Source organism: Streptomyces sp. MMG1533 (assembly GCF_001279775.1).
Classification (GTDB): domain Bacteria; phylum Actinomycetota; class Actinomycetes; order Streptomycetales; family Streptomycetaceae; genus Streptomyces.
Genome location: NZ_LGDG01000225.1, coordinates 13,472 through 38,771 on the forward strand (window position 1 = coordinate 13,472; position 25,300 = coordinate 38,771).

At 72.4% G+C, this 25,300-nt stretch carries 21 protein-coding genes; 7 read left to right on the top strand and 14 right to left on the bottom strand.

Annotated features, from left to right (window positions below; translation table 11 throughout):
* The first annotated feature begins 246 nt into the window (after window positions 1–246).
* Window positions 247–1,896, top strand: a complete 1,650-nt coding sequence (locus tag ADK57_RS26335; protein ID WP_234390426.1) for a hypothetical protein — start codon at window positions 247–249, stop codon at window positions 1,894–1,896.
* A 37-nt stretch (window positions 1,897–1,933) separates the two neighbouring features.
* Here the strand turns inward: ADK57_RS26335 and ADK57_RS26340 are convergent, their stop codons facing one another.
* From ADK57_RS26340 to ADK57_RS26355, 4 genes are all read right to left on the bottom strand, one after another.
* The gene (locus ADK57_RS26340) at window positions 1,934–2,998 is read right to left on the bottom strand and encodes a LacI family DNA-binding transcriptional regulator (protein WP_053752057.1); all 1,065 of its coding nucleotides are present in this window, start codon (window positions 2,996–2,998) and stop codon (window positions 1,934–1,936) included.
* A 119-nt stretch (window positions 2,999–3,117) separates the two neighbouring features.
* Window positions 3,118–5,499, bottom strand: coding sequence for a beta-galactosidase (locus tag ADK57_RS26345; protein WP_053752058.1), 2,382 nt, complete (start codon window positions 5,497–5,499; stop codon window positions 3,118–3,120).
* A complete protein-coding gene (locus tag ADK57_RS26350; protein WP_053752059.1) occupies window positions 5,499–7,259 on the bottom strand; it encodes a glycoside hydrolase family 35 protein in 1,761 nt (586 codons plus the stop codon). Before ADK57_RS26350 ends, ADK57_RS26345 begins: the two co-directional genes overlap by 1 nt.
* Before the next feature lie 63 nt (window positions 7,260–7,322).
* The gene (locus ADK57_RS26355; RefSeq protein WP_053752060.1) at window positions 7,323–8,492 is read right to left on the bottom strand and encodes an MFS transporter; all 1,170 of its coding nucleotides are present in this window, start codon (window positions 8,490–8,492) and stop codon (window positions 7,323–7,325) included.
* A gap of 196 nt (window positions 8,493–8,688) precedes the next feature.
* On the opposite strand from ADK57_RS26355, the gene ADK57_RS26360 reads away from it, so the two are divergent.
* From ADK57_RS26360 to ADK57_RS26370, 3 genes are all read left to right on the top strand, one after another.
* Window positions 8,689–9,387: a helix-turn-helix transcriptional regulator gene (locus ADK57_RS26360; protein ID WP_053752061.1), complete on the top strand. Its 699-nt coding sequence runs from the start codon at window positions 8,689–8,691 to the stop codon at window positions 9,385–9,387.
* Window positions 9,384–10,361 (top strand): threo-3-hydroxy-L-aspartate ammonia-lyase, encoded by a 978-nt coding sequence (locus ADK57_RS26365; protein ID WP_053752062.1) that lies wholly within the window; start codon window positions 9,384–9,386, stop codon window positions 10,359–10,361. The genes ADK57_RS26360 and ADK57_RS26365 overlap by 4 nt, the downstream gene beginning before the upstream one ends.
* 150 nt (window positions 10,362–10,511) lie before the next feature.
* Entirely contained in the window at window positions 10,512–10,871 is a 360-nt protein-coding gene (locus ADK57_RS26370) for a cupin domain-containing protein (RefSeq protein WP_053752063.1), read from the top strand.
* 21 nt (window positions 10,872–10,892) lie between these two features.
* Here ADK57_RS26370 and ADK57_RS26375 read toward each other — a convergent pair whose 3' ends face one another.
* From ADK57_RS26375 to ADK57_RS26395, 5 genes are all read right to left on the bottom strand, one after another.
* A complete protein-coding gene (locus ADK57_RS26375) occupies window positions 10,893–11,867 on the bottom strand; it encodes an NAD(P)-dependent alcohol dehydrogenase (RefSeq protein WP_053752064.1) in 975 nt (324 codons plus the stop codon).
* 125 nt (window positions 11,868–11,992) lie between these two features.
* A complete protein-coding gene (locus tag ADK57_RS26380) occupies window positions 11,993–13,351 on the bottom strand; it encodes a vWA domain-containing protein (protein WP_053752065.1) in 1,359 nt (452 codons plus the stop codon).
* Window positions 13,348–14,205 carry an AAA family ATPase gene (locus tag ADK57_RS26385; RefSeq protein ID WP_053752066.1) on the bottom strand — a complete coding sequence of 286 codons (858 nt, stop codon included), beginning with the start codon at window positions 14,203–14,205 and terminating at the stop codon, window positions 13,348–13,350. The genes ADK57_RS26380 and ADK57_RS26385 overlap by 4 nt, the downstream gene beginning before the upstream one ends.
* A gap of 150 nt (window positions 14,206–14,355) precedes the next feature.
* Complete coding sequence (locus ADK57_RS26390) at window positions 14,356–15,666, bottom strand: FtsX-like permease family protein (RefSeq protein WP_053752067.1); 1,311 nt, start codon at window positions 15,664–15,666, stop codon at window positions 14,356–14,358.
* Window positions 15,667–15,669: 3 nt separating this feature from the next.
* Entirely contained in the window at window positions 15,670–16,461 is a 792-nt protein-coding gene (locus ADK57_RS26395; RefSeq protein ID WP_053752068.1) for an ABC transporter ATP-binding protein, read from the bottom strand.
* 135 nt (window positions 16,462–16,596) lie between these two features.
* Between ADK57_RS26395 and ADK57_RS26400 the strand changes: the two genes are divergently transcribed.
* The 3 genes from ADK57_RS26400 to ADK57_RS26410 all read left to right on the top strand — a co-directional run bounded on the left by ADK57_RS26400 (window position 16,597) and on the right by ADK57_RS26410 (window position 18,663).
* Window positions 16,597–17,241 carry a hypothetical protein gene (locus ADK57_RS26400; RefSeq protein WP_053752069.1) on the top strand — a complete coding sequence of 215 codons (645 nt, stop codon included), beginning with the start codon at window positions 16,597–16,599 and terminating at the stop codon, window positions 17,239–17,241.
* 67 nt (window positions 17,242–17,308) lie between these two features.
* Window positions 17,309–17,908: a hypothetical protein gene (locus tag ADK57_RS26405; protein WP_053752070.1), complete on the top strand. Its 600-nt coding sequence runs from the start codon at window positions 17,309–17,311 to the stop codon at window positions 17,906–17,908.
* Window positions 17,909–18,084: 176 nt separating this feature from the next.
* Window positions 18,085–18,663 carry a hypothetical protein gene (locus tag ADK57_RS26410; protein WP_053752071.1) on the top strand — a complete coding sequence of 193 codons (579 nt, stop codon included), beginning with the start codon at window positions 18,085–18,087 and terminating at the stop codon, window positions 18,661–18,663.
* 69 nt (window positions 18,664–18,732) lie between these two features.
* Here ADK57_RS26410 and ADK57_RS26415 read toward each other — a convergent pair whose 3' ends face one another.
* The 5 genes from ADK57_RS26415 to ADK57_RS26435 all read right to left on the bottom strand — a co-directional run bounded on the left by ADK57_RS26415 (window position 18,733) and on the right by ADK57_RS26435 (window position 25,205).
* Complete coding sequence (locus tag ADK57_RS26415) at window positions 18,733–19,377, bottom strand: LutC/YkgG family protein (RefSeq protein WP_053752072.1); 645 nt, start codon at window positions 19,375–19,377, stop codon at window positions 18,733–18,735.
* Window positions 19,374–20,894: a LutB/LldF family L-lactate oxidation iron-sulfur protein gene (locus ADK57_RS26420; protein WP_053752073.1), complete on the bottom strand. Its 1,521-nt coding sequence runs from the start codon at window positions 20,892–20,894 to the stop codon at window positions 19,374–19,376. The genes ADK57_RS26415 and ADK57_RS26420 overlap by 4 nt, the downstream gene beginning before the upstream one ends.
* Window positions 20,891–21,646, bottom strand: a complete 756-nt coding sequence (locus ADK57_RS26425) for a (Fe-S)-binding protein (protein ID WP_053752074.1) — start codon at window positions 21,644–21,646, stop codon at window positions 20,891–20,893. The genes ADK57_RS26420 and ADK57_RS26425 overlap by 4 nt, the downstream gene beginning before the upstream one ends.
* A gap of 74 nt (window positions 21,647–21,720) precedes the next feature.
* The gene (locus ADK57_RS26430) at window positions 21,721–23,169 is read right to left on the bottom strand and encodes a rhamnulokinase (protein ID WP_053752075.1); all 1,449 of its coding nucleotides are present in this window, start codon (window positions 23,167–23,169) and stop codon (window positions 21,721–21,723) included.
* Window positions 23,166–25,205 carry a bifunctional rhamnulose-1-phosphate aldolase/short-chain dehydrogenase gene (locus ADK57_RS26435; RefSeq protein ID WP_053752076.1) on the bottom strand — a complete coding sequence of 680 codons (2,040 nt, stop codon included), beginning with the start codon at window positions 25,203–25,205 and terminating at the stop codon, window positions 23,166–23,168. Before ADK57_RS26435 ends, ADK57_RS26430 begins: the two co-directional genes overlap by 4 nt.
* Window positions 25,206–25,300 lie beyond the last annotated feature (95 nt).

Genomic DNA, 25,300 nt, shown 5'->3' on the forward strand with positions numbered 1-25,300 from the left:
CCGACGCCTCCAGCAGCCGCCTCGGCCGAATGGCCGATCCACGACGATGCCCCACCGCCGCGCCTCCGGCCGTTCGGCCGATGCCGGGCACCTGCCCACGGCCGAAGAATGAGATCGCAGCCGACGGCCTCCCTGACCAGGGCACATCCGCGTACGCCACCGGCGCCGTGATGTCCCGGCCGGTCGCGCCCGCATACCCGGCACCGACCAGGCTGCGCCTCATTCCCGAACGGAGACGCCGCCCTCATGACAGTTCCTGCCGTGCCGGCTCCCGCCCAGGCGGACGCCGCGACGCCGCCCCGGAAGCCGCCGTACCGCCGGATCCCGGCGTTCGCGCGTCGCCGCCGCGTCCCCCTCGCCACCCTCACCATGCTTCCGCTGTACCTGGTGTGGGCGTTCTTCCGCGCCAACGGCGGCGGGGACCTCGCGGCCCAGGAGACATGGGCGCGCTTCGCCGCCGAGCACGGCGGCTCGGCGTACGGCCTGTTCTGGTACGGCGGGGTCCACACGGCGAACTACAGCGTGCTCTCTCCGTACTTGATGGGCTTCTTCGGCGTGCGCACGATCGCCGTCGCCTCCGGTCTCGCCGCCGGGTGGCTGACCGCGGTCCTGTTCGTACGGTCCGGGATCCGATGCCCGCTGCCACCGGCGCTGCTCGCCGCGTTCGGGCTGTGGGTCGACGTGGCGGCGGGCCGCGTGACCTTCGCTCTCGGCGTCGCCTTCGCCCTGGCTGCCTGTGTGCTGCTGGTGGGCGAGCGGCGGGTCGTACTGGCGGCCGGGTACGCGATGCTCGCGACGACGGCGAGCCCGGTGGCCGGCCTGTTCCTCGTGGTGGCCGGCGCGGCCTACGCGCTGCTCCGCGACGGGAGGCGGGCCGCCGCGCTGGCGGTCCCGCCGTTCGTGGTGGTGGGCGCGACCACACTGCTGTTCCCCTTCCACGGCGAGGAACCGATGGCGGCGGGACGGATCCTGTGGCCCGCCCTGCTGGGCGCGGCCGTGGCGGTGTGTGCGCCGCGCGCCTGGCGCGTCGTGCGACTCGGCGGCGCCGTGTACACGGCGGGTGTCGTCCTGACCTATCTGATCCCTTCGCCGATCGGCGCCAACGTGGAGCGGCTCGCGCTGCTCTTCGCGCCCGCCGTGCTCCTCGCCGCCCTGCTCTCGGCGGAACGGCGCCCGCGGTACGGGCGCGGTGTGCTCGCGCTGGCGCTCGCCGGGTCCCTGTTCTGGCTGGGATCGGGCACGCCCACCTCCTTCCTGCGCGGGACGGGGCAGGTGCCGGCCTGGGCGGCCGACAGCCACGGAGTCGTGCGGGCCCTGGGCCGGCTCGGCGCGGACCGCGCCCGCGTCGAGGTCGTCCCGGCCCACGACCACCGCGAGGCCGCCCTGCTCGCCCCGTACGTGAACATGGCGCGCGGCTGGAACACCCAGCTCGACGTCACACGCGGCCGCCTCTTCTACGACGGCACGCTGACGCCGATGTCCTACCGGGCCTGGCTGGCCCGCTGGGCCGTCGGCTTCGTGGTGCTGCCTGCGACCGAGCCCGACCGGTACGGGGAGGCCGAGGCGCGTCTGGTGCGCGGCGGGGCCGCGTGGCTGGAACCGGTGTGGCGCGACGCGCACTGGAAGGTCTACCGGGTGCGGAACGCCGTACCGCTGGTGTCGGCCCCCGCCACCGTGGTCCGTACGACCGATGCCGAACTCGACGTGCGCATACCGAAGCCGGGCTCGGTGACCGTACGGATCGCGTACTCGCCGTGGCTGCGGGTCGAGGGCGGCTGTCTGAGCCAGGAGGGCGAGTTCACGAGGCTGACGGTCGGCAGTGCGGGCGTGTACCGGATCGGGTCGTCGTACCTTCCCTCCTCACCCTCGTCCTCGTCGGATTCGGGCGGCTGCTGATCCTTCGGCATGGAGCCGGGCAGGTGCGGCGGACGACTCAGCGCGGCGCCGGCCCGCTGCTCCGGCGGACGACGAGGTCGACCGGGACGAGGGACTCCGGCTGCTCGGGTCCGGCGGAGCCGTCGATGCGGTTGAGCAGGAGGCGCAGGGAGCGGGTGCCGATCTCCGCGAAGTCGGTGCGCACGGTGGTCAGCGGCGGCAGCAGATGGGCGGCCTCCGGGATGTCGTCGTAGCCGACGACGCTGACCTCGCCCGGCACGGAGCGGCCGGCCTCGTGGAGGGCGTGCAGGACGCCGAGGGCCATCTGGTCGTTGGAGGCGAACACCGCCGTGACGTCCGGGCGCGCGGCCAGTCGTCGGCCCCGCTCGTACCCGGAGTCGGCGCTCCAGTCGCCGACCAGAGGTTCGGGGATCTCGGCGCCGGCCGCGGCGAGGGTCGACCGCCAGCTGTCCAGCCGGTGGTCGGCGGAGGTCCAGCCGGTCGGGCCGGCGATGTGCCACACCGTCGCGTGACCGAGCCCGAGGAGGTGCTCGATGGCCTTGCGGGCCCCGGTCCGTGAGTCGCCGGTGACCAGCTCGGTGTGATCGTCGAGGCCGTTCTCCAGTACTACCAGCGGTGTGTCGAGGTGGGTGTCGGCCAGGGCGCGGCCCACCCACAGCTGCGGGGCGATGGCGATCACGCCGTCCGCGCCCTCGGCCGACAGCCGGTTCACGGCCTCGATGACCGTGTCGTGGTCGGCCGTGTCGAGGGCGATGGAGCTGACCAGGTAACCGGCCTCCTGGGCGGCGGTGTTGATCGCCGTGAGGATGGCGGCGGGTCCGTAGCGGGCGGCGTCGAAGGAGATGACCCCGAGCATCCGGGTCCGGCCGCTAGCCAGCGACCTGGCACTGCGGCTGGGCCGGTAGCCGAGCGTGCGCATGGCCACCAGGACCCCCTCGCGCGTCTCCGGGCGGACGGAGGGGTGGTCGTTCAGCACGCGGGAGACGGTCTGTTTGGAGACACCGGCCAGTCGGGCCACGTCGTCCATCACGGGGCGCGAGCCCGCGAAGTTCCGTCTGCTGCGCCCCTTCGGGACGGCCCCGTCGGCGGCGCTTCGGGTCATGGTGGCGGTTTCCTCGACGTCGTGGCGGCGGTGTGGTCCCGCCCGGCAGGACCACAGCATAGGCGGGAGAGTCCCGAGGGCTCGGGGGCGCCGGACCCTCGGGCGGTACGGTCGAGCGGTCAGCCGGCCCGGACGGTCCAGGTGCGGGCGGTGACCCACTCGGCGCGCACGACGGCCGCCGTCTCCCCGGCGCCGCCCGCCTGCTCCGGCACGTACACCGGGGCGTCGGCGTGCAGGGGCAGCACCCTCAGCCGCAGACCGTCGGCGCGCAGGGCGCCGGCGGGCAGCCGGTCGAGGCCGATGTCCCACCCGCGCCCCGAGAAGAACTGGTCGGCGACGAGCGTGTCCCCCACGTACGCCCGCCCCACGTCACCGGTCCAGTGCAGGCGCAGCAGGGTCCCCGGCGGCAGGTCGTCCGGCACGTCGACGCGGTACTCGGCGGCGACGGTGTCGAAGTACTTGTCCGCGGGCGCGCTCGCCCGGCCCTGCACACCGGTCGCGGTCTCGGGCGCCGGACCGGCGGGCCGGACGAGAGTGACCTGAGGGGTGTCCTCTCCGCGTTCTGGAGACGGGACCGCGTAACGGGTGAACACCCCGTCCGCCTCCGGGCTCACCGGCACCCCGTCCACCACCGGTGTCCGCTCCGGTGCGGGCAGTACCGCGAACGACACAGGCGCCTGCGAGCCGTGCAGCCGTACCTCCTCGCGGTCGAAGACGACCCCGTCCCCGCACAGCACCAGCCGCTCGGCACCCCACGCCCGGCCCCGGTAGGCGGTACGAGCCGTCGCCGCGTCGAGGACGAGCAGGCCGACCCGTCGGCCGTGTGCCGTCTCCACCTCGACCAGGGCGTCGGTGCCGGGGCGCAGCCCGGTCACCAGCAGCCGGTCGCCGACGGGCGTGATGTCCCCGGTCGGCGCCCCGACCGACGCCACCGTCGAGGCGTCCAGGGCGAGTTCGGGGGCGATGCCGTCCGTCGCGGCCAGTACCAGGACCGTACGGCCGTCCACGTCGACCGTGCACACCGGCTGGGCGGTGGCCCACTCCAGCCGCAGCCCCGCCACGTCGAGCCGCAGCGGCCAGCAGAAGTAGGCGCCGCTCGGGACGGTGACAGGAGTGCTGGGCAGGGTCGACTCACCGGAGCCGTCCGGGAATCCGACCGTGAACGACGTGTCCGGGTGGTCCGGCAGAGGCTCGTGCGGCTGGTGGTTGTTGACGAACAGGAACCCCGAGGCGCCGTCGCTCCGCACGGCCCAGCGCAGGGTCTCCCGGTCGTCCTGAGCCGCCGGCTGCCGCTCGGGCAGCACGGACTCCATCGGCGCGATGAGGTGACCGAAGTCCGCCAACATCAGGTGCTGGAGACGCAGTTCGTGGTAGGTCCGCCGGTACTGGCCGTACTCGCCGAGCGGGGCCTGGAAGTCGTACGTCAGGACGGGCAGGTCGTTGGGGTAGTCGGTGGCGTGGGACTCCTGCAGGGTGGTGAGTTCACCGGCGGGGTTGGTGCCGCCGTGGAACATGTAGAAGCCCTGCCAGACCGAACCGCAGCCGATCTTGGTGAGGCCGAGGGCGCCGATGTCGTCGGGGTCGACGCGCGGCCGGCGGTGGTACGACACGGCCATGCCGCCGCCCAACTCGCAGGTCGCCCAGGGGAATCGGTCCGCGAAGGCGTCCGGCTCGCCGCCGCGCACGGTGGTGGGCCTCAGGTCGGCGCCGATGCCCTCGTCGTCGCGCTGGTGGGTGAAGAAGAAGTGCTTGCGGCAGGTGTCGGGCCAGCCGCCGTCCGCCTCGGTCCAGAAGGTCTCGGTGTAGCCGCCGTACAGCGGAAGCAGTTCGTCGGGCGGGAGCTGGACCCCGCCCCAGGCCGTCGACGTCCAGAGCGGGGCGCTCATTCCTGCCTCTTGGGCCATGCGCTTCAGGGTGAGGAGGTGGCCGGGCTGGTCGTAGAGCTCGTTCTCGATCTGGATCGCCACGATCGGGCCGCCGTGCGCCCGGTCGAGGCCGCGCAGCTGCTCGGCGATCGCCGTGAACCAGGCGCGGACGGGCTCCAGGTAGGCGGGGTCGTCGGTGCGCGGGGTGCAGTCGCGGGCCAGCAGCCAGTCGGGCAGGCCGCCGCCCCGGACCTCTGCGTGCGACCAGGGTCCGATGCGGGGGATGAAGTCCAGGCCGTGGCGGGCGCACAGCTCGGCGAAGCGGCGCAGGTCGCGGTCGCCGTCGAAGCGGACGCGGCCCTCGATCTCCTCGTGGTGGATCCAGATGAGGTAACTGGCCACGACGGTCACCCCGCCCGCCTTCATCTTCAGCAGCTCCTCCTCCCACTCCCCGGCGGGGTAGCGGGAGTAGTGGAACTCGCCGGAGACGGGGAACCAGGGGCGGCCGCCACGCGTGAGCCAACGGCTGTTGACCGCGATCGGGTCGGGCACCCCGGGGGCATCCGCGAAGGGCAGGTGCCCGGTGAGCGGCGGACCGGCGGGGGAGGGGACGCGCAGGCGGTGCGGGTGGGTCATCAGTCGTTCTCCGGTCCGAGGTCGGGAGTGTCGGTCAGCTGGGCGCGGGTGCCGGTCGTGGCGTGCAGCTCCAGCAGGACCAGTTCGTTGGAGCCCGAGCGCAGGACGGGGCCGGGGACGTACAGCGTGCGCTGCGGGCCGCGGTTCCAGTAGCGGCCGAGGTGGAAGCCGTTGACCCAGGCCTGGCCCTTGGTCCAGCCGGGGAGGGCGAGGAAGGCGTCGGCAGGGGTGTCCACGTCGAAGGTGCCCCGGTGGAAGGCGGGGACGGCGTCCGTGGCGGCGTCGGACGGGCCGAACGGCACGGCGGCCAGGTCGTCGAGGGGAACGGCCCGGCACTCCCAGCCGTGCAGGGCGGTGCCCTGGAAGGACACCGGACCGAGCAGGCCCTTGGGCGCGCCGATGCGCGGCCCGTAGTTGACGCCGCCCAGGTTCTCCACGAGAACCTCCAGCACGGCACCGGCGTGCGGCACGCGCACGGGCAGCGTCTCGTCGTGGCGTTCGCGCTCCAGTACGCCGACGCAGGCGCCGTCCACGAAGACCTGGGCGCGGTCGCCCACCCCGCCCGCGAAGTGCAGCAGCCCGTCGCCCGAGGCCGGAACGCTGGTGCGGTAGAGCACGTGACCGGTGTGCACCCCGAGCTCGTTCATGGTCACCGGGTCCTGCGAGCGCACCGCTGCGGCCGGCCCGCGGAGGTACGGAAGCAGCGGCGCCCGGTGGTCCAGGTCGACGTCCGTGAGCGGGAGTTTGCGGCCCGGGGCCGGGGCGGGCTCGTCAGGGACCGGTGCGTGCCGGGCGATGACCTCGCGGAACGCGTGGTACTTGGGGCCGGGGTCGCCGCTCTCGGTGAGCGGGGCGTCGTAGTCGTAGGACGTGACGGTGGGCTCGTAGGCGTGCTTGTGGTTGGCGCCGTTGGTGAAGCCGAAGTTGGTGCCCCCGTGGAACATGTAGATGCTGACGGAGGCACCGGCGGACAGCAGCCGGTCCAGGTCGGCCGCCGCGTCGGCCGCCGAACGCGTGTGGTGCGGCCCGCCCCAGTGGTCGAACCAGCCGATCCAGAACTCCGCGCACATCAGCGGGCCTTCGGGCTGGTGGGTGCGCAACGCGGCCAGATGCTCCTCGACCCGGCTGCCGAAGGTCGCGGTGGCGAGCGTGCCGGGCAGGCTTCCGGCGGCCAGGTGCTCGGCGTTGGCCTGGTCGCAGGTGAACAGCAGCTCCTCCACCCCGCGCGAACGCAGCGCCTGCTCGACGTGCTTGAGGTACGCGATGTCGTCGCCGTACGCCCCGTACTCGTTCTCCACCTGTACGGCGATCACCGGGCCGCCGTTCGCGGCGAGGTGCGGCAGCAGCGGCGGCAGGAGCAGGTCGAGGTAGCGGTCGAAGGCATCGGTGAAGCGGGGGTCGCTGGTGCGCAGCCGGATGTCGGGGTCGGAGATCAGCCACGCGGGCAGCCCGCCGTCGTCCCACTCGGCGCAGATGTACGGCCCGGGGCGCAGCAGCACGTGCAGGCCCTCCGCCTGGGCCAGCCGCAGGAAGCGGGGCAGGTCGAGCAGCCCGTCGAGGACGAGCGTGCCGGGTTCCGGCTCGTGCAGGTTCCAGGGCAGGTACGTCTCGACGGTGTTGAGGCCCATCAGACGTGCCTTGCGCAGCCGGTCGGTCCACTGGTCGGGATGGACGCGGAAGTAGTGCAGGGCCCCGGAGATGATCCGGAACGGCTCGCCGTGCAGGAAAAAGCCGTCGGACGAGGTCGTCAGAGCGGGCATGCGGGTGCTTCCCTTCGGTTCGGGTTCGACAGCGCGGTTCAACGGGCTCACGTACGCCCCGGTTCAACGAGTTCGCGTGCTGCGGATCAGCCAGAGCGTGGCGGACAGGCAGAGCGCCGAGACACCGCCGAGCAGCAGCGGCACCGACCGGATGCCGGCCGCCTCGATGGCCTTGCCGAGCGCCGGTCCCGCCGCGACTCCGCCGACCATGGACGCGGCGATGACCAGGGCTCCGGCCCGCCGGGCGCTCGGGGCCGCCCGGTGCAGCCAGGGCAGGCCGGTGGGGAAGATCGGGGCGATGAACAGACCGACACCGGCGTAGGCGTACGGCGCGAGCGCCGGGATCGACGCCAGCAGGAGACAGACCGTCATGCCCGCGCAGGAGACCGTGATGATGGCCTGGGCGGAGAAGCGCAGGGCGACCGGGGCGACCAGGAACCGGCCGACGGTCATCATCAGCCAGTACACGGAGGTCGCGGTCGCGGCGACCCCGGCGCCGTATCCCACGGTCTCCAGATGGGTCGGCTCCCAGCCGCCGACGCCCGCCTCGATGCCCACGTGCAGCACGTAGAGCGCGACGAACACGGCGAGCACCGAGCCCAGGCTGCGGCCGAGGACCCGTCGCCCGCCGCTCTCGGGGCCGTCGGTCGGTCCGGGCGCGTGGTCGCGTACGCCCTTCAGGCACAGCAGCAACGGCAGGTTGGCGAGCGCGAAACCGAGGAAGACCGCCGGGTAGTGCGCGGAGCCGACCACGCCGATCAGCGCCGGACCGAGGATCGCGCCGATGCCGAAGTGCGCGTTCAGGATGTTCAGCATCGCGGTCGAACGGCGACCGAAACCGACCGCGAACAGCTGGTTGAGGCCGTAGTCGATCCCGCCGAAGCCGAGCCCGGCCAGCAGCGCCATGGTCAGTGCGGCGGGCCAGTTCGGCGCGAGCGCGAAGCCTGCCGCGCCGACCGCCATGAGCAGGTACGAGGCGCCGAGGATCTGCCGGTTGCCGAGCCGGCCGTAGAGCCGGTCGAACAGCAGCACACCCGCGACCCCGCCGACGAAGTGGGCGCTCAGCCCCAGTCCCGCGGCCGAGGGGGACAGCCCGAACTCCCCGCGGAAGGCCGGGATGGCCGGCCCGTACAGCGCCTGGAGCGCGCCGATGAGGACGAAGCCCACGCAGGAGGCGGCCACGGCGGCGGGACTGAAGACCGGCGTGCCCGGCCGTACTCGGGTGGACGACATCGGCCTGCTGCTGTCGACAACTCGTTTTCCCCCCGGCACAGCACACCTCTCGATCGCTCCGACCGTTGTGATGTTACCGGTAACATAGTCGCCGTCAAGATCCCGGACGCAGATGAGTGCGCAGAAAGGAATTGGACTGTCGGTCCAGTGGCTGGACGTGTAGTCTAGAAGTCCTGGTGGTGGTGGAAGGAAGGGCATGCCGGTGGGCGGGGCGAGGGTGGAGGCGGAGCGGGACGCGGTCATCGCCGCGCTGGTCCCGGTGGTCGACGGGATCGCGGCCACGTTCGGCCCGGTGTGCGAGGTGGTGCTCCACGACTACCGGCGCCCGGAGGAGTCGGTGGTCGCCATCGCCGGCTCGGTGACGGGGCGCGCGGTGGGCGGTGCGATGAGCGAGATCGGCATGCGGATCGTCGCCCGGGGCGAGGAGGCGGACGACGAGCTGAACTACGTCACCAGGACCCGGACCGGACAGACCGTCAAGTCGTCCACGATGGTGCTGCGGGACTCCACGGGCGCGGTGTTCGGCGCGGTGTGCGTGAACCTGGACGTCACCGCGCTCACCGAGGCCCACACCGTGCTCGGCGCGCTCGCAGGCCTCGGCCGGCCGTCCGCCGAACTCCCGGTCACCACCTTCGGTAACGACATCGACTCCGTCGTCGACGTCATCCTCGACGACCACCACCTGAGACAGGACCGGGCGTGGGCGGGCCTCGACCGCGCGGCACGCCTGGAGCTGTTCCGCAGCCTCGAAGAGCGCGGGGTGTTCGCGGTGCGCCGCTCGGTCGAGCAGGTGGCCGCCCGGCTCGGCATCTCCCGCGCCTCCGCGTACAGCTACCTCGCCCAGGCCCGGGCCGCGACGGACGCGACCCCCGACTCCACCGGAGGACACGCGTGACGCCCACCACCCTGCCGGTCACCCTCGACGACATCCGTGCCGCGGCCGCCCGGCTCAAGGGCGTCGCGCACCGCACACCCGTGCTGCGCTCCCGCACCCTCGACGCGCTCGTCGGCGCCGAGGTCTTCCTCAAGTGCGAGAACTTCCAGCGGGTGGGAGCCTTCAAGTTCCGCGGCGCCTACAACGCGGCCTCGCGGCTGACCCCGGAGCAGCTCGCCCGGGGCATCGCCACCTACTCCTCCGGGAACCACGCCCAGGCCGTCGCCCTCGCCGCCCGCGAGCTCGGCACCACCGCGGTGATCGTGATGCCGCATGACGCCCCGGCCTCGAAGCGGGAAGCCACCGCGGGCTACGGCGCCGAGATCGTGACGTACGACCGCTACACCGGCGACCGCGTCGCCATCGCCGAGGCCCTGGCGTCCGAACGGGGCCTGACGGTCATCCCGCCCTACGAACACCCCCATGTCATCGCCGGGCAGGGCACGGCGGCACTCGAACTCCTCGAAGAGACGGGGGAGTTGGACGCGCTGATGACTCCGGTCGGCGGTGGCGGACTGATCGCCGGAAGCGCCACCGCGGCCAAGGGCCGGCACGCGGACCTGCGGGTGATCGGCGTCGAGCCGGAGGCGGGGGACGACACCAAGCGGTCCCTGGAGGCGGGCCGTCGCATCGAGATCCCCGTGCCGCACACCATCGCCGACGGCCAGGCCCTGCACACACCCGGCGAACTCACCTTCTCCATCAACCGGCTGCTCGTCGACGAGATCGCCCTGGTCTCGGACGACGAGATCCGGGAGGCGATGCGGTTCGCGTTCGAGCGTCTGAAGATCGTCGTCGAGCCGAGCGGTGCCACGCCGCTGGCCGCCCTGCTCGCGGGCCGGATGGGCAGCCTGCCACGCCGGGTCGGGGTGATCATCTCCGGGGGGAACGTCGATGCGGAGCGCTTCGCCCGGCTGTGCGGGGGCATGGACTGACGCGGCGGCGCCGTCACCCGAATGGCGGTTCCCGGCGGACGGGCGGACGATGGAGTGGTGGGGCACGGCCCCCGCCGGTGCCGCTCGCGGTGGGCGGGAGACGGAGGCCGGCCCCGGCCGTACAGAGCCCGGCCGGAAGGGAGAGTCGTCATGATCGAGGTGAAGACGCTCGACAAGCCGGACGAGCGCCGAGATTTCCCCCGGGGTCATCTCGAAGCCGTCCACATGAGTGGACTCGACTTCGCCGTGGCCACCTTCGAACCGGGCTGGCGCTGGTCGGAGTCCGTGGCCCCGATCGCGGGCACGGACAGCTGCGAGGTCCACCACAACGGCTATGTCGTGCAGGGGCGCATGCACATCCGCATGGACGACGGTGGCGAGAGCGAAGTGGGTCCCGGCGACGTCTTCGTGTGCCCGCCCGGACATGACGCCTGGGTCGTCGGCGACGAACAGGCCGTGGTGTACGACTTCGCGGGAGGCATGGCCAAGGAGTACGCGAAGGCCGACTGACGCCGACCGCGGGCGCACGCCTCACACGGTGACGACCACCTTCGCGCGCGCGTGCTCGACCTCCAGATACCGCATCGCCTCGGGCACCTCGCTCAGCGGATACGTGCGGTCGACGACCGGGGCGATCTTCCCGGCCTCGACGAGCTCCCGCAGCGCCGCGAGGTTGGCCTTGCCGGGTTTTGCCGGGAGTTCGAGCAGGCGCTGTCGGACGAAGGGCGACACCAGGCGCCGCTTGAAGAAGAGCCCCATCGGGCCGACCAGGCTGCCGCCCTCGAACACACCCCCGCCGGACAGGACGAGCGTCCCGGTGGGGGTCACGGCGCGCCGGAACGCGCCGAGGGAATGGTTGCCCACCAGGTCCAGTACGACCTCGTACTGGAGTCCGCCGCGGGTGAAGTCCTCCCGCGTGTAGTCGATGACGTGGTCCGCGCCGAGCGACCGGACGAGGTCGACGTTGCGTGTGCTGCACACGCCGGTCACCTCCGCGCCGTACGCCTTGGCGAGTTGCACCGCGAACGTGCCGACCCCGCCCGACGCCCCGTTCACCAGCACCGTCCGGCCCGCCCGGACCCCGGCCAGGTCGCGCAGGCCGATGAGCGCGGTGTTCGCGGCGAGGGGGATGGCGGCTGCCTGCTCGAAGGTGAGGCCGGCCGGCTTCAGGTCCACGGCGTCGTCGGCGGCGCACACGAACTGAGCGAAGGCGCCGTCGGCCTCGCCGTAGACCTCGTCGCCGGGGCGCAGTCCCCCGACCCCCGCACCCACGGCCTCCACCCGCCCGGCGAAGTCCCGGCCGCGGATCCTCGCCCTCGGCGCGCGCAGTCCGAACGCCAGGCGGGCGATCTTCGGGTCGCCGCGCATGAGATGCCAGTCGTAGGCGTTGAGCGCCGCCGCGTGCACCCGCACCAGCACCTCGCCGGCGGCGGGCACGGGCGCGTCGACCTCCCTGACTTCCAGGGTGTCCGCCGAGCCGTACCTGTCCTGGACCACTGCCTTCATCGGTCCCCCTCTGTTGCTGCGGAGCGTAGAGGCGGGAAGGCGGGACGGCTATCGGGGACAAGCCCTACGTCTCCGGGATGAGCCGAGCTGCTCACGAGGGGCGGCCTCAGCCGGGGCACCGCGAGTCAGACCGGCAGCAGACGCCCCACCAGGGCGCTGAGCTGGCGGGTGTTGCGGCATTCGTGCATCTCGACGGCTTCGGCGTAGGCGGGGGCGGCGGAGTCGCCCGTGCCCCACTGGGTGTGCGCCTCGGGGTTCAACCAGTAGACACGGCGGGCCCGTTCGGCGATCTGCCGGACGGCGGGCAGGTTCGGATCGCTCATGTTCGTACGGGCGTCACCGAGGACGAACACGGTGGTGCGCGGGCCGACCGCGTCGCCGTACCGCTCCGCGAACTCGCCGAGCGCGACGCCGTAGTCGCTGCTTCCGTGCCAGCCGGTGAGCGTCGCCTCCGCGCGGATCCGGGCGCCCAGACCCTCCGGGTCGGCCGCACCGTGTACGAGCAGCCGGGTCACCTCGTCGATCCGGTTGACGAAGGCGAACACCCGCACCTTGCTGAACTGGTCGTGCAACGCCTGCACCAGAAGCATCGTGAAGTCCGAGAACCCGGACACCGAGCCCGACACATCGCACAGCAGCACCAGTTCGGGCCGGGCGGGACGCCGCCGGCGCAGCACGGGCCGCATCGGCACCCCGCCCGTCGACAGCGACCCGCGCAGCGTCCGCCGCAGATCGATGCTGCCGCGCGCGGCACGCCGCCGCCGGGCCGCGAGCCGGGTGGCGAGCTTGCGGGCGAGCGGCTGCACCGTCCTGCGCAGCTCGGCCAGCCGGTCCTTCCCGGCGAACAGGAAGTCGACCCGGTCGGCGGTCGGGGCCACCGCCCGCCGCGCGATCTCGTCCCGGTCCCGCCGCTCGGCGACCCGCCGCCGGGCCTCGGCTCCCACCAGGGCGCGGAACGCCTCGATGCGCCGCCGGATCTCGTCCTCCAGGAGCCGATCCGTGAACCCCTGGCCGCGGCCCTGCGCCCGCACGTCGTCGCGTACGCGGGCGAGCAGCGTCTGCGGGCGGATCCGATCGAGCGTCTGGTACGACGACCAGCCGTCCGACGCCGGCGAGGAACCGTATCCGCCGAAACCGTCGACCGCCTCGGCCGCCAACCGGCCCATCAGTGCCCGGTCGTTGGCGGCCAGCGCGGCCGCGAGCCGGTCGCGCAGGCCGTCCCGGTCCGCGGCCTCCGTCTCCGGCGCTCCCACGCCCCGCGGGAAGTACAGGTCGAAGACCGGGTCGAACACCGGCCGTTGGGCCGTGCCGTGCAGCAGCGTCGCCGCCAGCCCCTCCCGCAGCAGCTCACGGTCAGCGAGCCCGAGTGCCGCCACCGCCTGCGCCGCGTCCACGGTCTCCCCGGTGCCGACCCGGACACCGTGCGCGCGAAGAGCGCCGACCAGGGACGTCAGCCGCTCCGGGACACCGGCCGGCGTGCTCACAGAGCTCCCAGGTCCAGCTTGGCACCGGCCTTGAGGACGTCGTCCTGGTGCTTGAGCAGCACGCCCAGACTGTCCCGTACAACGGTCTCGTCGAGCGTGTCGGCACCCAGCGCGAGGAGCGTGCGCGCCCAGTCGATGGTCTCGGCGACCGACGGCACCTTCCGCAGGTCCATGGCCCGCAGTGCGCCGACCACCCGGACCAGCGACTCGGCCAGCGCCTCGTCCAGACCGGGCACCTTGAGCCGTACGATCCGACGCTCCAGTTCCTCCTGAGGGAACCCGATGTGGAGGAACAGGCAGCGGCGGCGCAGCGCCTCGGACAGCTCACGGCTCGCGTTCGAGGTGAGGACGACGAAGGGGCGCCGGGTCGCGGTGATCGTGCCCAGCTCGGGGACGGTGACCTGGAAGTCGCTGAGCACCTCCAGGAGGAGACCCTCGACCTCCACGTCCGCCTTGTCGGTCTCGTCGATGAGCAGCACCTTGGGCTCGTCGCCGCGGATCGCGGTCAGCAGCGGACGGGGGAGCAGGAACTCCTCGCTGAAGATGTCCGTGCGCGCCTCGTCCCAGGTCTCGTCCCGGCCGGCGCTGATGCGCAGCAACTGCTTGGCGTGGTTCCACTCGTACAGCGCCCGGGACTCGTCGACGCCCTCGTAGCACTGCAGGCGCACCAGCCGCGCCCCCGCGACCTGGGCCACGGCCTTCGCGAGCTCCGTCTTGCCGACCCCGGCGGGGCCCTCCACGAGCAGCGGCTTGCCGAGACGGTCGGCGAGGAAGACGGTCGTGGCGACGGCGGGGGACGCGAGATAACCGGTCTCGGCGAGACGTGCGGAGACATCGTCGACGGAAGTGAACAACGGGGGCCTCCAGCTCGGCGGCGATACCTGGACCGCCACCTATCTAAGCGCTTGTTCAGCGCCTGTGTCACCAGGAATCCGGTGAGGGAAAGACAGAGGTGAGGGAAAGACAGAGGCGGCCGTCGAAACGGCCGCCCCCTCTCCTCGTCCTCACGCAGCCACCGCGACCGCCGCCACGGCCGGAGTACGCAGCACCCGCCGGGCCGTCACCAGGCTCGTCCCCAGCGTGGCCGCCGCCGCGACCGACACGACCGCGAGCCAGATACCGAGGCCCTGACCCGGCAGCACCGAGTCGGTGCGGACCACGGTGAACGGGATGATCCCGGCCAGCGCGGCCACCGTGCCGAAGAACAGGCCGGTGACCGTCAGGACCAGGCCCTCCGCGCCCACCGTGCCGAGGACCTGCCCCGGCGTCGCCCCCGCGAGGCGCTGCTGCCCGAACTCCCGGCCGCGGTAAGTGGTCGCCGCGTAGAGCGAGTTGACCAGCATCACGCAGACGAACACCACGATGATGCCGACGACCGTGAAGTTCAGCGTCTCCAGGTTCTTGGCGTCGACCGACTTCGTCGGACCCGAGGCGTCGACCGCGTCGCTCTCCACCGCCTGCATGTACAGCGTGGCCGTGGCGACCGCCGTGAACAGGATCAGCGACATCAGGATCCCGGCGAGGTGCTCCGCCCGGCGGCGCAGGTTGCGCACCGCCAGCCAGCCGCTCGCGCCGGTCAGCGGCAGCCGGTCCAGCACGCCCTTCAGCAGCCGCGGCGACAGCAGGGCGAAGCCCACCGACAACAGGATCGCCCCGTACGCGGGCGCAGCCATCAGCGCCGCGTCCGTCGCCGAGAAAGCGAAGGTGGAGCACACGGCCGCGGCTCCGGTGAGCAGCGCGGCGTACGCGAAGAACGTCCGTCCCCTGCCCCGCCGTTCGTGCCCGCGCGTCGCCCGCCGGACGGCGAGGAACGCGGCGCCGGCAGCCGCCAGCAGTGTGACGTCCACACCCGACAGCAGCGCGAAGGGACCGAAGGAGTGGTCGACGGTACGCGCGACCTGCCCGCTGTCCTGGAACACCTCCAGCAGCGCCCGCCCGCCGAGCACCGCCGGACCGATCGCCAGCACGGCGCCCACCAGGGCCACGGCCACCGCCTCACCCACCACCATCCGCTTGATCTGCGCCGGAGTCGCCCCCGAGCAGCGCAGCAGCTCCAACTCGGCCGCACGTTGGCGGACGTTGACCGTGAGTGACGAGGCGACGGCGAAGAACACCAGGAGCGTGCCGTAGCCGCCGACCACGCTCGCCGCGGTGGTCAGTGTCTGCGAGCTCACCGAGTCGACGCCGTCCTGCGCCGCCGTGTCGTGCATCGAGTTGAACGTCATGATGATCGCCGCGCCCAGCAAGGCGGACAGCAGCGTCGCGAGGAACCGTCCGGGCCGCTGCCGGATCGACCGCATGGCCAGCATGAACATCGCTCACACCCCCGCCATCGTGTCGTCGCCGAGATGGGCCAGCCGCTCGGCGACCGCGTCCGCCGTGGGAGCGTCCATCCGACCGGCCAGCCGGCCGTCGGCGAGGAACAGCACGGAGTCGGCGTAGGAGGCGGCGACCGGGTCGTGCGTCACCATCACCACGGTCCGCCCGTGCACCCGCACCGTCTGCTGGAGCAGCCGCAGCACGTCTCGCGCGCTGCGGGTGTCCAGGGCGCCCGTCGGCTCGTCCGCGAAGATCACCCGGGGCTCGGTGACCAGGGCGCGGGCGATCGCCACACGCTGGCGCTGGCCGCCGGAGAGCTGGTCGGGGAGATGGCCGAGGCGGTCACCGAGCCCGACGGACGTCAGTACCTCGCGGGCCCGCTCACGGTCCACGCGTCGCCCGGCGAGCTTGAGCGGCAGCACCGTGTTCTGGGCGACGGTCAGCGTGTCCAGCAGGTTGTACTGCTGGAACACGAACCCGATCCGGCCGCGCCGGAACCTCGTGAGCTCGGCCTCACCGCCCCCGGTCAGCTCGGTGCCGTCCACCCGCACGATGCCGCTGTCGGGCATGTCGAGGCCGGCCGCGCACTGCAACAGCGTCGACTTGCCGGAGCCCGACGGCCCCATCACCGCGGTGAAGGTGCCGCGGCCGAGGGTGAGTGTGACCCCGTCGAGGGCGGTCACGGCACTCTCGTCCGTCCCGTAGGTCTTGCTGACCTTGACCAGCCGCAGTGCTTCGGCGGCGGGTCCCGTGTCGTGCGTACGTCGCGAGCCTGCGCGAAACATCGTCATCACTCCCCGTCCGGCACGCCCTGTGCCTCGCTCAAGAAGCTACGGAGACGGCCGCCGGAGCACATGGGGCGCAGAACCCGTATCCCGGGGTGTACTCAGTGACACCCAACGGCCCGATGCGCCAAGGTGATCTCCATGACTGACGGAATAGCCTGGCTCGCCGAGCCCCGGTCCATCGCCTGGGGCGGCTACGGCATCGTGATCGCCCGCGACCTCGCCTCGGAGACACTCGCCTCGCGCGTCGCCGACACCGTGTCCGGCCCGCGCCGGGACAAGCGGTCCGTCGGAGAGCTCACCGGCCGACAGGTGCAGGACCTGCTGGAAGGCCTCTTCGGGGACGTCCACAACGGCGTCGCCCTGCGCCACGGCGAGATCGACGAGTGGGCGTACGTGGTCAAGTACGGCGGCTGGCAGGGGGAGTTCGGCGACCCGCCCCCGGTCTCGCGCGGTGGCGCGGACGTCTTCCTGCTGGAGTACCAGGAGGAGAACGGCAAGCCGGTGCCTCCGCGGTTCGCATACCTCCACGACGAGCGCTTGATGTGCGCGTTCAACCTGCACCTGGACAGCACGTGGGCATACGGCGAGCCGCACGGGGACCCCGAGGTGGCGTCCGCCGTGCAGGAACGGCTGACGGCCGCCGGACTGCCCGACGAGGAGCTGGAGCGGCGCGTCGTCCACCGGACCTCACTGGAGGTCATCGAGCGGCACTTCGGTCTCACCCTGCCCCGGCGGCCCATCCTGGAGGAGACGCTCCCCACGATGCTCCTGTGGAAGCTGTGACACGCCTGTGACCGGAGGTATGGCTTCCGCCACAGCACCACCCGGCCTGTCCTGATCGACTCGTCGGATGCGAAGAAGCACGATCGGCCGCTACGCCGTGGCGGGCGTGACCGTCCTCACCCTGGCCGGCTGCGGCAACATCCGCGCCGGGGCGGAGTCCACGGCCACCACCCCGAGTCCCGCGGCGACGGCGACGGCGCCGTCGTACTCGCCCGCCCCGCGTCACATCAGCGCCGAGTTGCGGAAGGCGGAGGACTCGGTGTGCGGCACCACGACACCGCCGCCGTCCGCCGAGGAGAGCTCCGCCTCGCCCTCGACGGATGCCGTCGAGGACCGGCCCCCGAACTACGCCGACAACAACGCCTATCGGCGCGCCCTGCCCCTCAAAGGCCTGGCCGTCTGCCGGGGCGACGTGCACGTCGGGCGGCTCACGGAGAACCTGAGGAGCGTCCCCGTGGACAGGGCGGAGGTCGACGCCGCGCTGTCCCGTCTCGGTTACGGCTACCAGGTCGAGCAGGTCCGAAGCACCGGCCAGGGCGTCCAGTTCGTCATCGGCCTCGACGGAGTGTGCGTCACGGGAACCCTGTTGCCGACCCACGAGAGCACGATCGAGGCCCACGGGCCCTACATGGAGGGCGGTTGCGTCGAGCCCGCCTACGGGCACTGACGCCGACCGGGCATCGACACCGCACGCGTGGACCTCATGGGCGTCGGCACGACCCGGGCGGGACGGGCCGTGCCGAGCGGCCAGGACGAGAGGGCGCTCACCACCACGACCGACGCCACCCCGGAGGACGCAGGCCGCTGAATCGGGTTGTCAGTGGGGCCTTGTACGTTGCGGGCATGGGTGTCTATCTGGTCGGCGTCGATGCGCAGGAATGGTTCAGCGAGGACGAGGGCGAGGGCGGGAAGGGCGCGATCGCCTCGGCGCTGAACGAGGAGTTGAGACGCCGCGGGCTGCCGCCGTACGAGTCCGTTCCGGAGCCGGGCCCGGCCGTGTGGTTCGAGGAGAAGCTGAGCCCTTCCATGGACGGGTTCGGCGCCTTGTGCCGCGCACACCTGACGCGGGAGGAGGAAGAGACGCTCTGCGGTTGGTCGGTGCTCGTGCCGGTCTCGCTCGACCAGGAGATACATCTGCCCATCGGCTCCGCCTACACGGACACGACCGTGATCGCGGGGGCGCCTCAGGTGCTCGCCCTCGCGCAGCGGCTGGCGTCGGTGATCGGGCTGCCGCCCGAGGTGCCGCAGGTGTTCGAGAACCTCGGCCTGACGCTGTGGTTCCTGGACGGCCCGGCCAAGGACCTGGCCGCCGCCCGGCGGGGACCGTGGAGCGAGGACCTGGACACCGCCTTCTACGTGGCCATGTACCTCCGCGCCGCCCAGCACTCACTGCGCCGCGGCTGCCCCGTCGCGTACTCCTGATCAGGCGTCCGTCACCGAGGCGCCTGCCGCACACCGCTCACCGGCGGCACCCGTCCTGACGACCGCGGCTCAAGCCGTCACGAGCACCACCTCCAGGGTGCGCGGCCCGTGCACCCCCTCCACCCGGTCCAGTTCGATGTCGCTGGTGGCGGACGGCCCGGAGATCCAGGTCAACGGGCGGGTCGGATCGAGCCGTTCGAGGGACTGCGGGACCGACGCCACGACCTGTTCGGGGACCCGTACGACACAGATGTGGTGGTCGGGGACGAGGGTGATGCGGCGGCGGCCCTGGTCCGGGCTCCCGTCCAGGACGATCGTGCCCGTCTCGGCGATCGCCACCGCGCACGCGGTGACCACGCTGTCGACCCGGTCCAGTTCGTGCGGGGTGCTCTCCGCCCGGTCGCAGACCCGCTCGGCCTCCGCCGCCGACAGCCACTGCGGGTCCAGACCCGGCGGTGCCAGTACGGTCTTCGAGCCCCGCGCGGCCAGCATCCCGGCGATCGTCGCCGCCAGGTCCGCGGTGGTGCAGCGGTGCACGATCGCCCGGTAGTCCGCCAGGTTCTCGGCCAGCAGATCCACCGTCTGCTCGACACTCCGGTCACCGTGCTCGCGCAGATAGTCCCGCGAAAGCGCCTGCTCGTACGGCGTGTCGTCCTGTTGTACGTCCGCCAGCGCGCGCCGCACCCGGCCCAGGATCCGCTCCCTGCTGCTCACTTCGCGGCCCCCTTGTCGCCGTTCCCGCCCTGCGTCCGCTGCCACCAGTCGCGGAACGGTTCCGCCGGTACCGGCGGCAGATCCCGCGTCCCGCTCCACGCGCTGCCGGGACCGGGCAGCGTGCGCGGATGGAAGCGACGGGTGCGCGAGGCCAGCCGCTGACCGGTGCGCAGTACCCCCGGGCGCGCGAACGCCCAGCGCGCCGCACGCATCGCCGCCCGCTCGGCGGCATGCCCCTTCGCGGGCTTCAGCACCACCTTGTTGCCCTCCCGGGTCACCGGGCCGCCCTCGACGACCCGTTCCCGCAGGTGCACCAGGACCTCGGGGATGTCGATGGCGACCGGGCACACCTCGTAGCAGGCCCCGCACAGCGACGAGGCGTACGGCAGGGAGGCGTCGATCTCGCTTGCCGTGCCCCGGAGTTGGGGGCTGAGGATGGCGCCGATCGGGCCCGGGTAGACCGAGCCGTAGGCGTGGCCGCCGGCCCGCTCGTACACCGGGCAGACGTTCAGACACGCCGAGCAGCGGATGCAGCGCAGGGCCTGGCGGCCGACCTCGTCGGCGAGGGTGTCGGTGCGGCCGTTGTCGAGCAGGACCAGGTGGAAGGTCTGCGGCCCGTCGGCTGTTTCGGAGTCCGTCGTGCCGGTCCACATGGACGTGTACGGGTTCATGCGCTCGGCCGTCGAGGAGCGGGGGAGGGTCTGCAGGAACACCTCCAGGTCCCGCCAGGTCGGCACGATCTTCTCGATGCCGACGACCGAGATGAGCGTCTCGGGGAGGGTCAGGCACATCCGCCCGTTGCCCTCGGACTCCACGACCACCAGCGTGCCGGTCTCGGCGACGATGAAGTTGGCGCCGGAGATGCCGACCTTGGCGCGCAGGAACTTCTCCCGCAGGTGCAGCCGGGCCGCATCGGCGAGTTCGGCGGGGGTGTCGGTGAGCCCTTCGGGGGCCGGGCGGCCCCACTCGCTCATCTCGCGCGCGAAGATGTCCCGGATCTCGCCCCGGTTGCGGTGGATCGCGGGGACGAGGATGTGCGAGGGCCGGTCCTTGCCCAACTGCACGATCAGCTCGGCGAGATCGGTCTCGTAGGCGTGGATCCCCTCGGCTTCGAGTGCCTCGTTGAGCCCGATCTCCTGTGTCGCCATCGACTTGACCTTGACGACCTCCGACTCGCCCGTCTCCTTGACGAGTTCGGTGACGATCCGGTTGGCCTCGTCGGCGTCGGCGGCCCAGTGGACGATGCCGCCCGCGGCCGTGACCGACTCCTCCACCTGTACGAGATACCGGTCCAGGTGACGGAGCGTGTGGTCCTTGATCTGCTTGCCCGCCTCCCGCAGTTCCGCCCAGTCGGACATCTCCGCGACGGCCTTGGCCCGCTTCGCACGGATGGTGTGCGTGGCGTGGCGCAGATTGCCCCGCAGGGTCGGGTTGTTGACCGCCTCGTGCGCGGCCTCCGGGAAGGCCGGGTGGGCGGGCGGGGGAAATGCGGGCATCCCTACGAACGTTCCGCTCATGCCGCCGGTTCCTCCTCCGTGCTCGCCAGGATCTCCGCGATGTGCACCGGCCGCATGCCCGTCTTCAGCCGGGTCATCGTCCCGCCGATGTGCATCAGACAGGAGTTGTCGGCCGCGCACAGCACCTCGGCGCCGGTCGACTCGGCGCTGCGCACCTTGTCCGTGCCCATCGCCGCCGAGACGTCCGCGTTCTTCAGGGCGAAGGTGCCGCCGAAGCCGCAGCACTCGTCGGCGCCCGGGAGTTCGACCAGCTCCAGCCCCTTCACGGCCTGGAGCAGCCGCCGGGGCCGGTCGCCCAGCCCGAGACCGCGCAGTCCGTGACAGGTCGGGTGGTAGGTCACGGTGTGCGGGTAGTACGCCCCGACGTCCGTCACCCCCAGCACGTCCACCAGGAACTCCGTGAGCTCGTACGTCTTCGGCACCACCGGCGCCAAGGCGGCCGCGAGGGTGTCCCCGCGCCCCTCGGCCCGGGCCCGCTCGCCCATCCGCGGATACAGCTCCCGCACCATCGCCCCGCACGACCCGGACGGCGTCACGATCGCCTCGTAGTCCCGGAAGACATCGGAGAAATGCCGGGCCAGCGGTTCCGCCTCATGCCGGTACCCGGTGTTGTAGTGCGCCTGCCCGCAGCAGGTCTGCGCCATCGGGAAGTCGACGGCGACGCCCAGTCTGGTCAGCAGTTTCACCACGGCGCGCCCGGTGTCCGGATAGAGCGTGTCGTTGACGCAGGTCAGGAACAGGGCGACACGCATCGCGGCTCCTTGTGGTGGTCGATCATCGGATGAGTGAAGGGTAGTCCGGGCCCGCAGCCCGGGGGGAGTCCCGGTCACCCCACGGCGAGCCGGGCCTGCGCCTCGCGCCACCGGGCGGTGTCGCCCCGCGGCTCGTACCGCGTCAGCGGCTGCGTACGGACGAGCAGTCCGCGCATTCCCGCCAGGTCGCCGACGAGGCCGTGGGCCCGGGCCTGCACCAGGACGTTCCCCAGAGCCGCGGCCTCCGTCGGGCCCGCGACGACCGGCAGTCCGCAGGCGTCGGCGGTCAGCTGGCACAGCAGCGCGTTGCGGGTGCCGCCGCCGACGACGTACACCACGTCGACCGGGTGGTCGGCCAGCCGCTGCGCGTCCTCGACGGCCCGGCGATGAGCCAGGGCGAGGGAGTCGAGGATGCAGCGCGTGATCTCGGCGGGCGACTCGGGCACCGGCTGCCCCGAGACACGGCACGCCTCGGCGATCCGCTCCGGCATCCGGCCCGGCGCCAGGAACGCGGCGTCACCCGCGTCCACCACCGACCGCAGCGCCGGCACCTTGGCCGCGTCGAGGAGCAGCGCTCCCAGATCGGGGTCGCCCCAGCCCCGTACGCACTCCTGGAGCAGCCACAGCCCCATGATGTTGCGCAGGTAGCGGACCGTGCCGTCCAGGCCCAGCTCGTTGGTGAAGTTGGCGGCCCGGCTCTCCTCGGTCAGTACCGGCGCGTCCAGCTCCAGGCCCGCGAGGGACCAGGTGCCGGTGCAGATGTACGCGAACCGCTCGCCGCCCGCCGGGACGGCCGCCACCGCGGACGCGGTGTCGTGCGACCCGACCGCCGTCACCGGCACCGGACCGCTCAGCCCGACCTCCTCCAGCACCTGGGGACGCAGCACGCCCGCCGCATCGCCGGGCTGCCGCAGCGGCGCGAACAGCCCGAGATCGATGCCGAGCCGGGAGGCGACGTCGTGCGACCACTCGCGCGTGCGGGGATCGATCAGCTGGGTGGTCGACGCGTTGGTCAGCTCGGTGCCCTGCTCGCCCGTGAGCCAGTAGGTCAGCAGGTCGGGGACGAGCAACAGCCGCCTCGCGTGCGCCAGTTGGCCGGAGGAGCGGGCCGCGACCAACTGGTAGAGGGTGTTGAAGGGCGCGTACTGCAAGCCGGTCGCCGCGTACAGCTCCTCGGCGGGCACGGTCGCCCACACCTTCTCCGCGACGCCCTCGGTCCGCGCGTCCCGGTAGTGCACGGGGTTGCCGAGCAGCGCCCCGTCGGCGTCGAGGAGGCCGTGGTCCACGGCCCAGCTGTCGATGCCGACGGAGTCGACCCGGCCGGCCGCCCGCAGTCCGTCGAGGACGCCCCGGTACAGCCCGAGGATGTCCCAGCGCAGCCCTTCGGGCACCCGGACCGGCCGGTTGGGGAAGCGGTGCGCCTCGGTCAGCTCCAGGCTGTCGGGGCCGACGCGGCCGACCATGACACGTCCGCTGGACGCGCCGAGGTCGACCGCGGCGTACGACTTCACGTGCGCGTTCATCGCAGGAAGGCGGCCGCGACGCCGGCGTCGACCGGGACGTGCAGCCCGGTGGTGTGCGTCAGCTCCCCGCCGGTCAGTGCGAAGACCGCGTTGGCGACGTGGTCGGGCAGTACCTCGCGCTTGAGGATGGTCCGCTGGGCGTAGAACTCGCCCAGCTTCTCCTCCGAGACGCCGTACACGGCCGCCCGCTGCGCACCCCAGCCACCCGCGAAGATGCCCGAGCCGCGTACCACCCCGTCCGGGTTGATCCCGTTGACGCGGATGCCGTGCTCGCCCAGCTCGGCGGCCAGCAGCCGTACCTGATGGGCCTGGTCGGCCTTGGTCGCGGAGTAGGCGATGTTGTTGGGGCCGGCGAACACGGCGTTCTTCGAGGCGATGTAGACGATGTCGCCCCCCAGCTCCTGCGCGATCATCACCCGGGCCGCCTCGCGCGAGACGAGGAAGGAGCCGCGGGCCATGATGTCGTGCTGGAGGTCCCAGTCCTTCGCCGACGTCTCCAGCAGCGGCTTGGAGATGGAGATCCCGGCGTTGTTGACCACCAGGTCGACCCCGCCGAAGGCGAGCGCCGCCGCCTTGAATGCCTCGGCGATCTGCTCCTCGGACGTCACGTCGACGGTCACGGCGACGGCCTTGTCGGGCCCGCCCAGCTCCTGGGCGACCTGAGAAGCGTTCTCGGCGTCGAGGTCCGCGATCACCACACACGCGCCCTCGGCGACCAGCCGCTCGGCGATCGCCTTACCGATCCCGCTCCCGGCGCCCGTGACGAGCGCGATGCGCGTCGCGAGCGGCTTGGGCTTCGGCATCCGCTGGAGCTTGGCCTCCTCGAGGGCCCAGTACTCGATGCGGAACTTCTCCGACTCCTCGATCGGCGCGTACGTCGAGACCGCCTCGGCCCCGCGCATCACGTTGATCGCGTTGACGTAGAACTCGCCGGCCACGCGGGCGGTCTGCTTGTCCTTGCCGAAGGAGAACATGCCCACGCCCGGCACCAGCACGATCGCCGGGTCGGCGCCGCGCATCGCGGGGGAGTCGGGCTCGGCGTGCCGCTGGTAGTAGGCGGCGTACTCCTCGCGGTACTCGGCGTGCAGCTCCTTCAGCCGGGCGATCGCCTCGTCGAGGGGAGCCGTCGGCGGCAGGTCGAGGACCAGCGGCCGGACCTTGGTCCGCAGGAAGTGGTCGGGGCAGGAGGTGCCGAGCGCGGCGAGCCGCGGGTGCTCGGCGGCGGACAGGAAGTCGAGGACGACGTCGGCGTCGGTGAAGTGTCCGACCTGCGGCCTGTCCTGGGAGGCGACGGCACGGACGTACGGCGCGAGCGCCGCGGCCCGCTCCTTCCGCTCGCCCTCGGGCAGCGCCTCGTACCCTTCGAGCGCCGGACCGAACGGCTGGGGCTTCCCCCGCTCGGCGAGGAACGCCTCCGCGGTCCGGATGATGTGCAGCGAGTTGCGCTCGCACTCCTCGGACGTGTCACCCCACGCCGTGATCCCGTGCCCACCGAGGACACAGCCGATCGCCTGCGGGTTGGCCTCCTTCACCGCCGCGATGTCCAGCCCCAGCTGGAAACCGGGCCGCCGCCACGGCACCCACACCACGGTGTCGCCGAAGCACTCGGCGGTCAGCTTCTCCCCGTCCGCGGCGCAGGCCAGCGCGATCCCGGAGTCGGGGTGCAGATGGTCGACGTGCGCGGCCTCGACGAGCCCGTGCATGGCGGTGTCGATGGACGGAGCCGCACCGCCCTTCCCGTGCAGGCAGTAGTCGAACGCGGCGACCATCTCGTCCTCGCGCTCGACGCCCGGATACACACCGGTCAGCGCGCGCAGCCGGTCCAGCCGCAGCACGGCCAGCCCGCCCTCGGTGAGTGTCCCGAGGTCACCACCGGACCCCTTCACCCACATCAGCTCGATGTCCCCGCCGGTGACGGGGTCGGTGTCGGTGCCCTTGGCGGACGTGTTGCCGCCGGCGTAGTTGGTGTTACGGGGATCGGCGCCGAGTCGATGGGAACGAGCGAGGAGGGCGGCGGCTTCGGGGTGGGGTGCCATGTCTCTTCAGTCCTTCTTGAAACGAGGGTTCGGACAGCGCCCCTTGGGGGGCGCGGGGAACTGCGCGACCAGCCACGTACGGCCGGCAGCCTGCA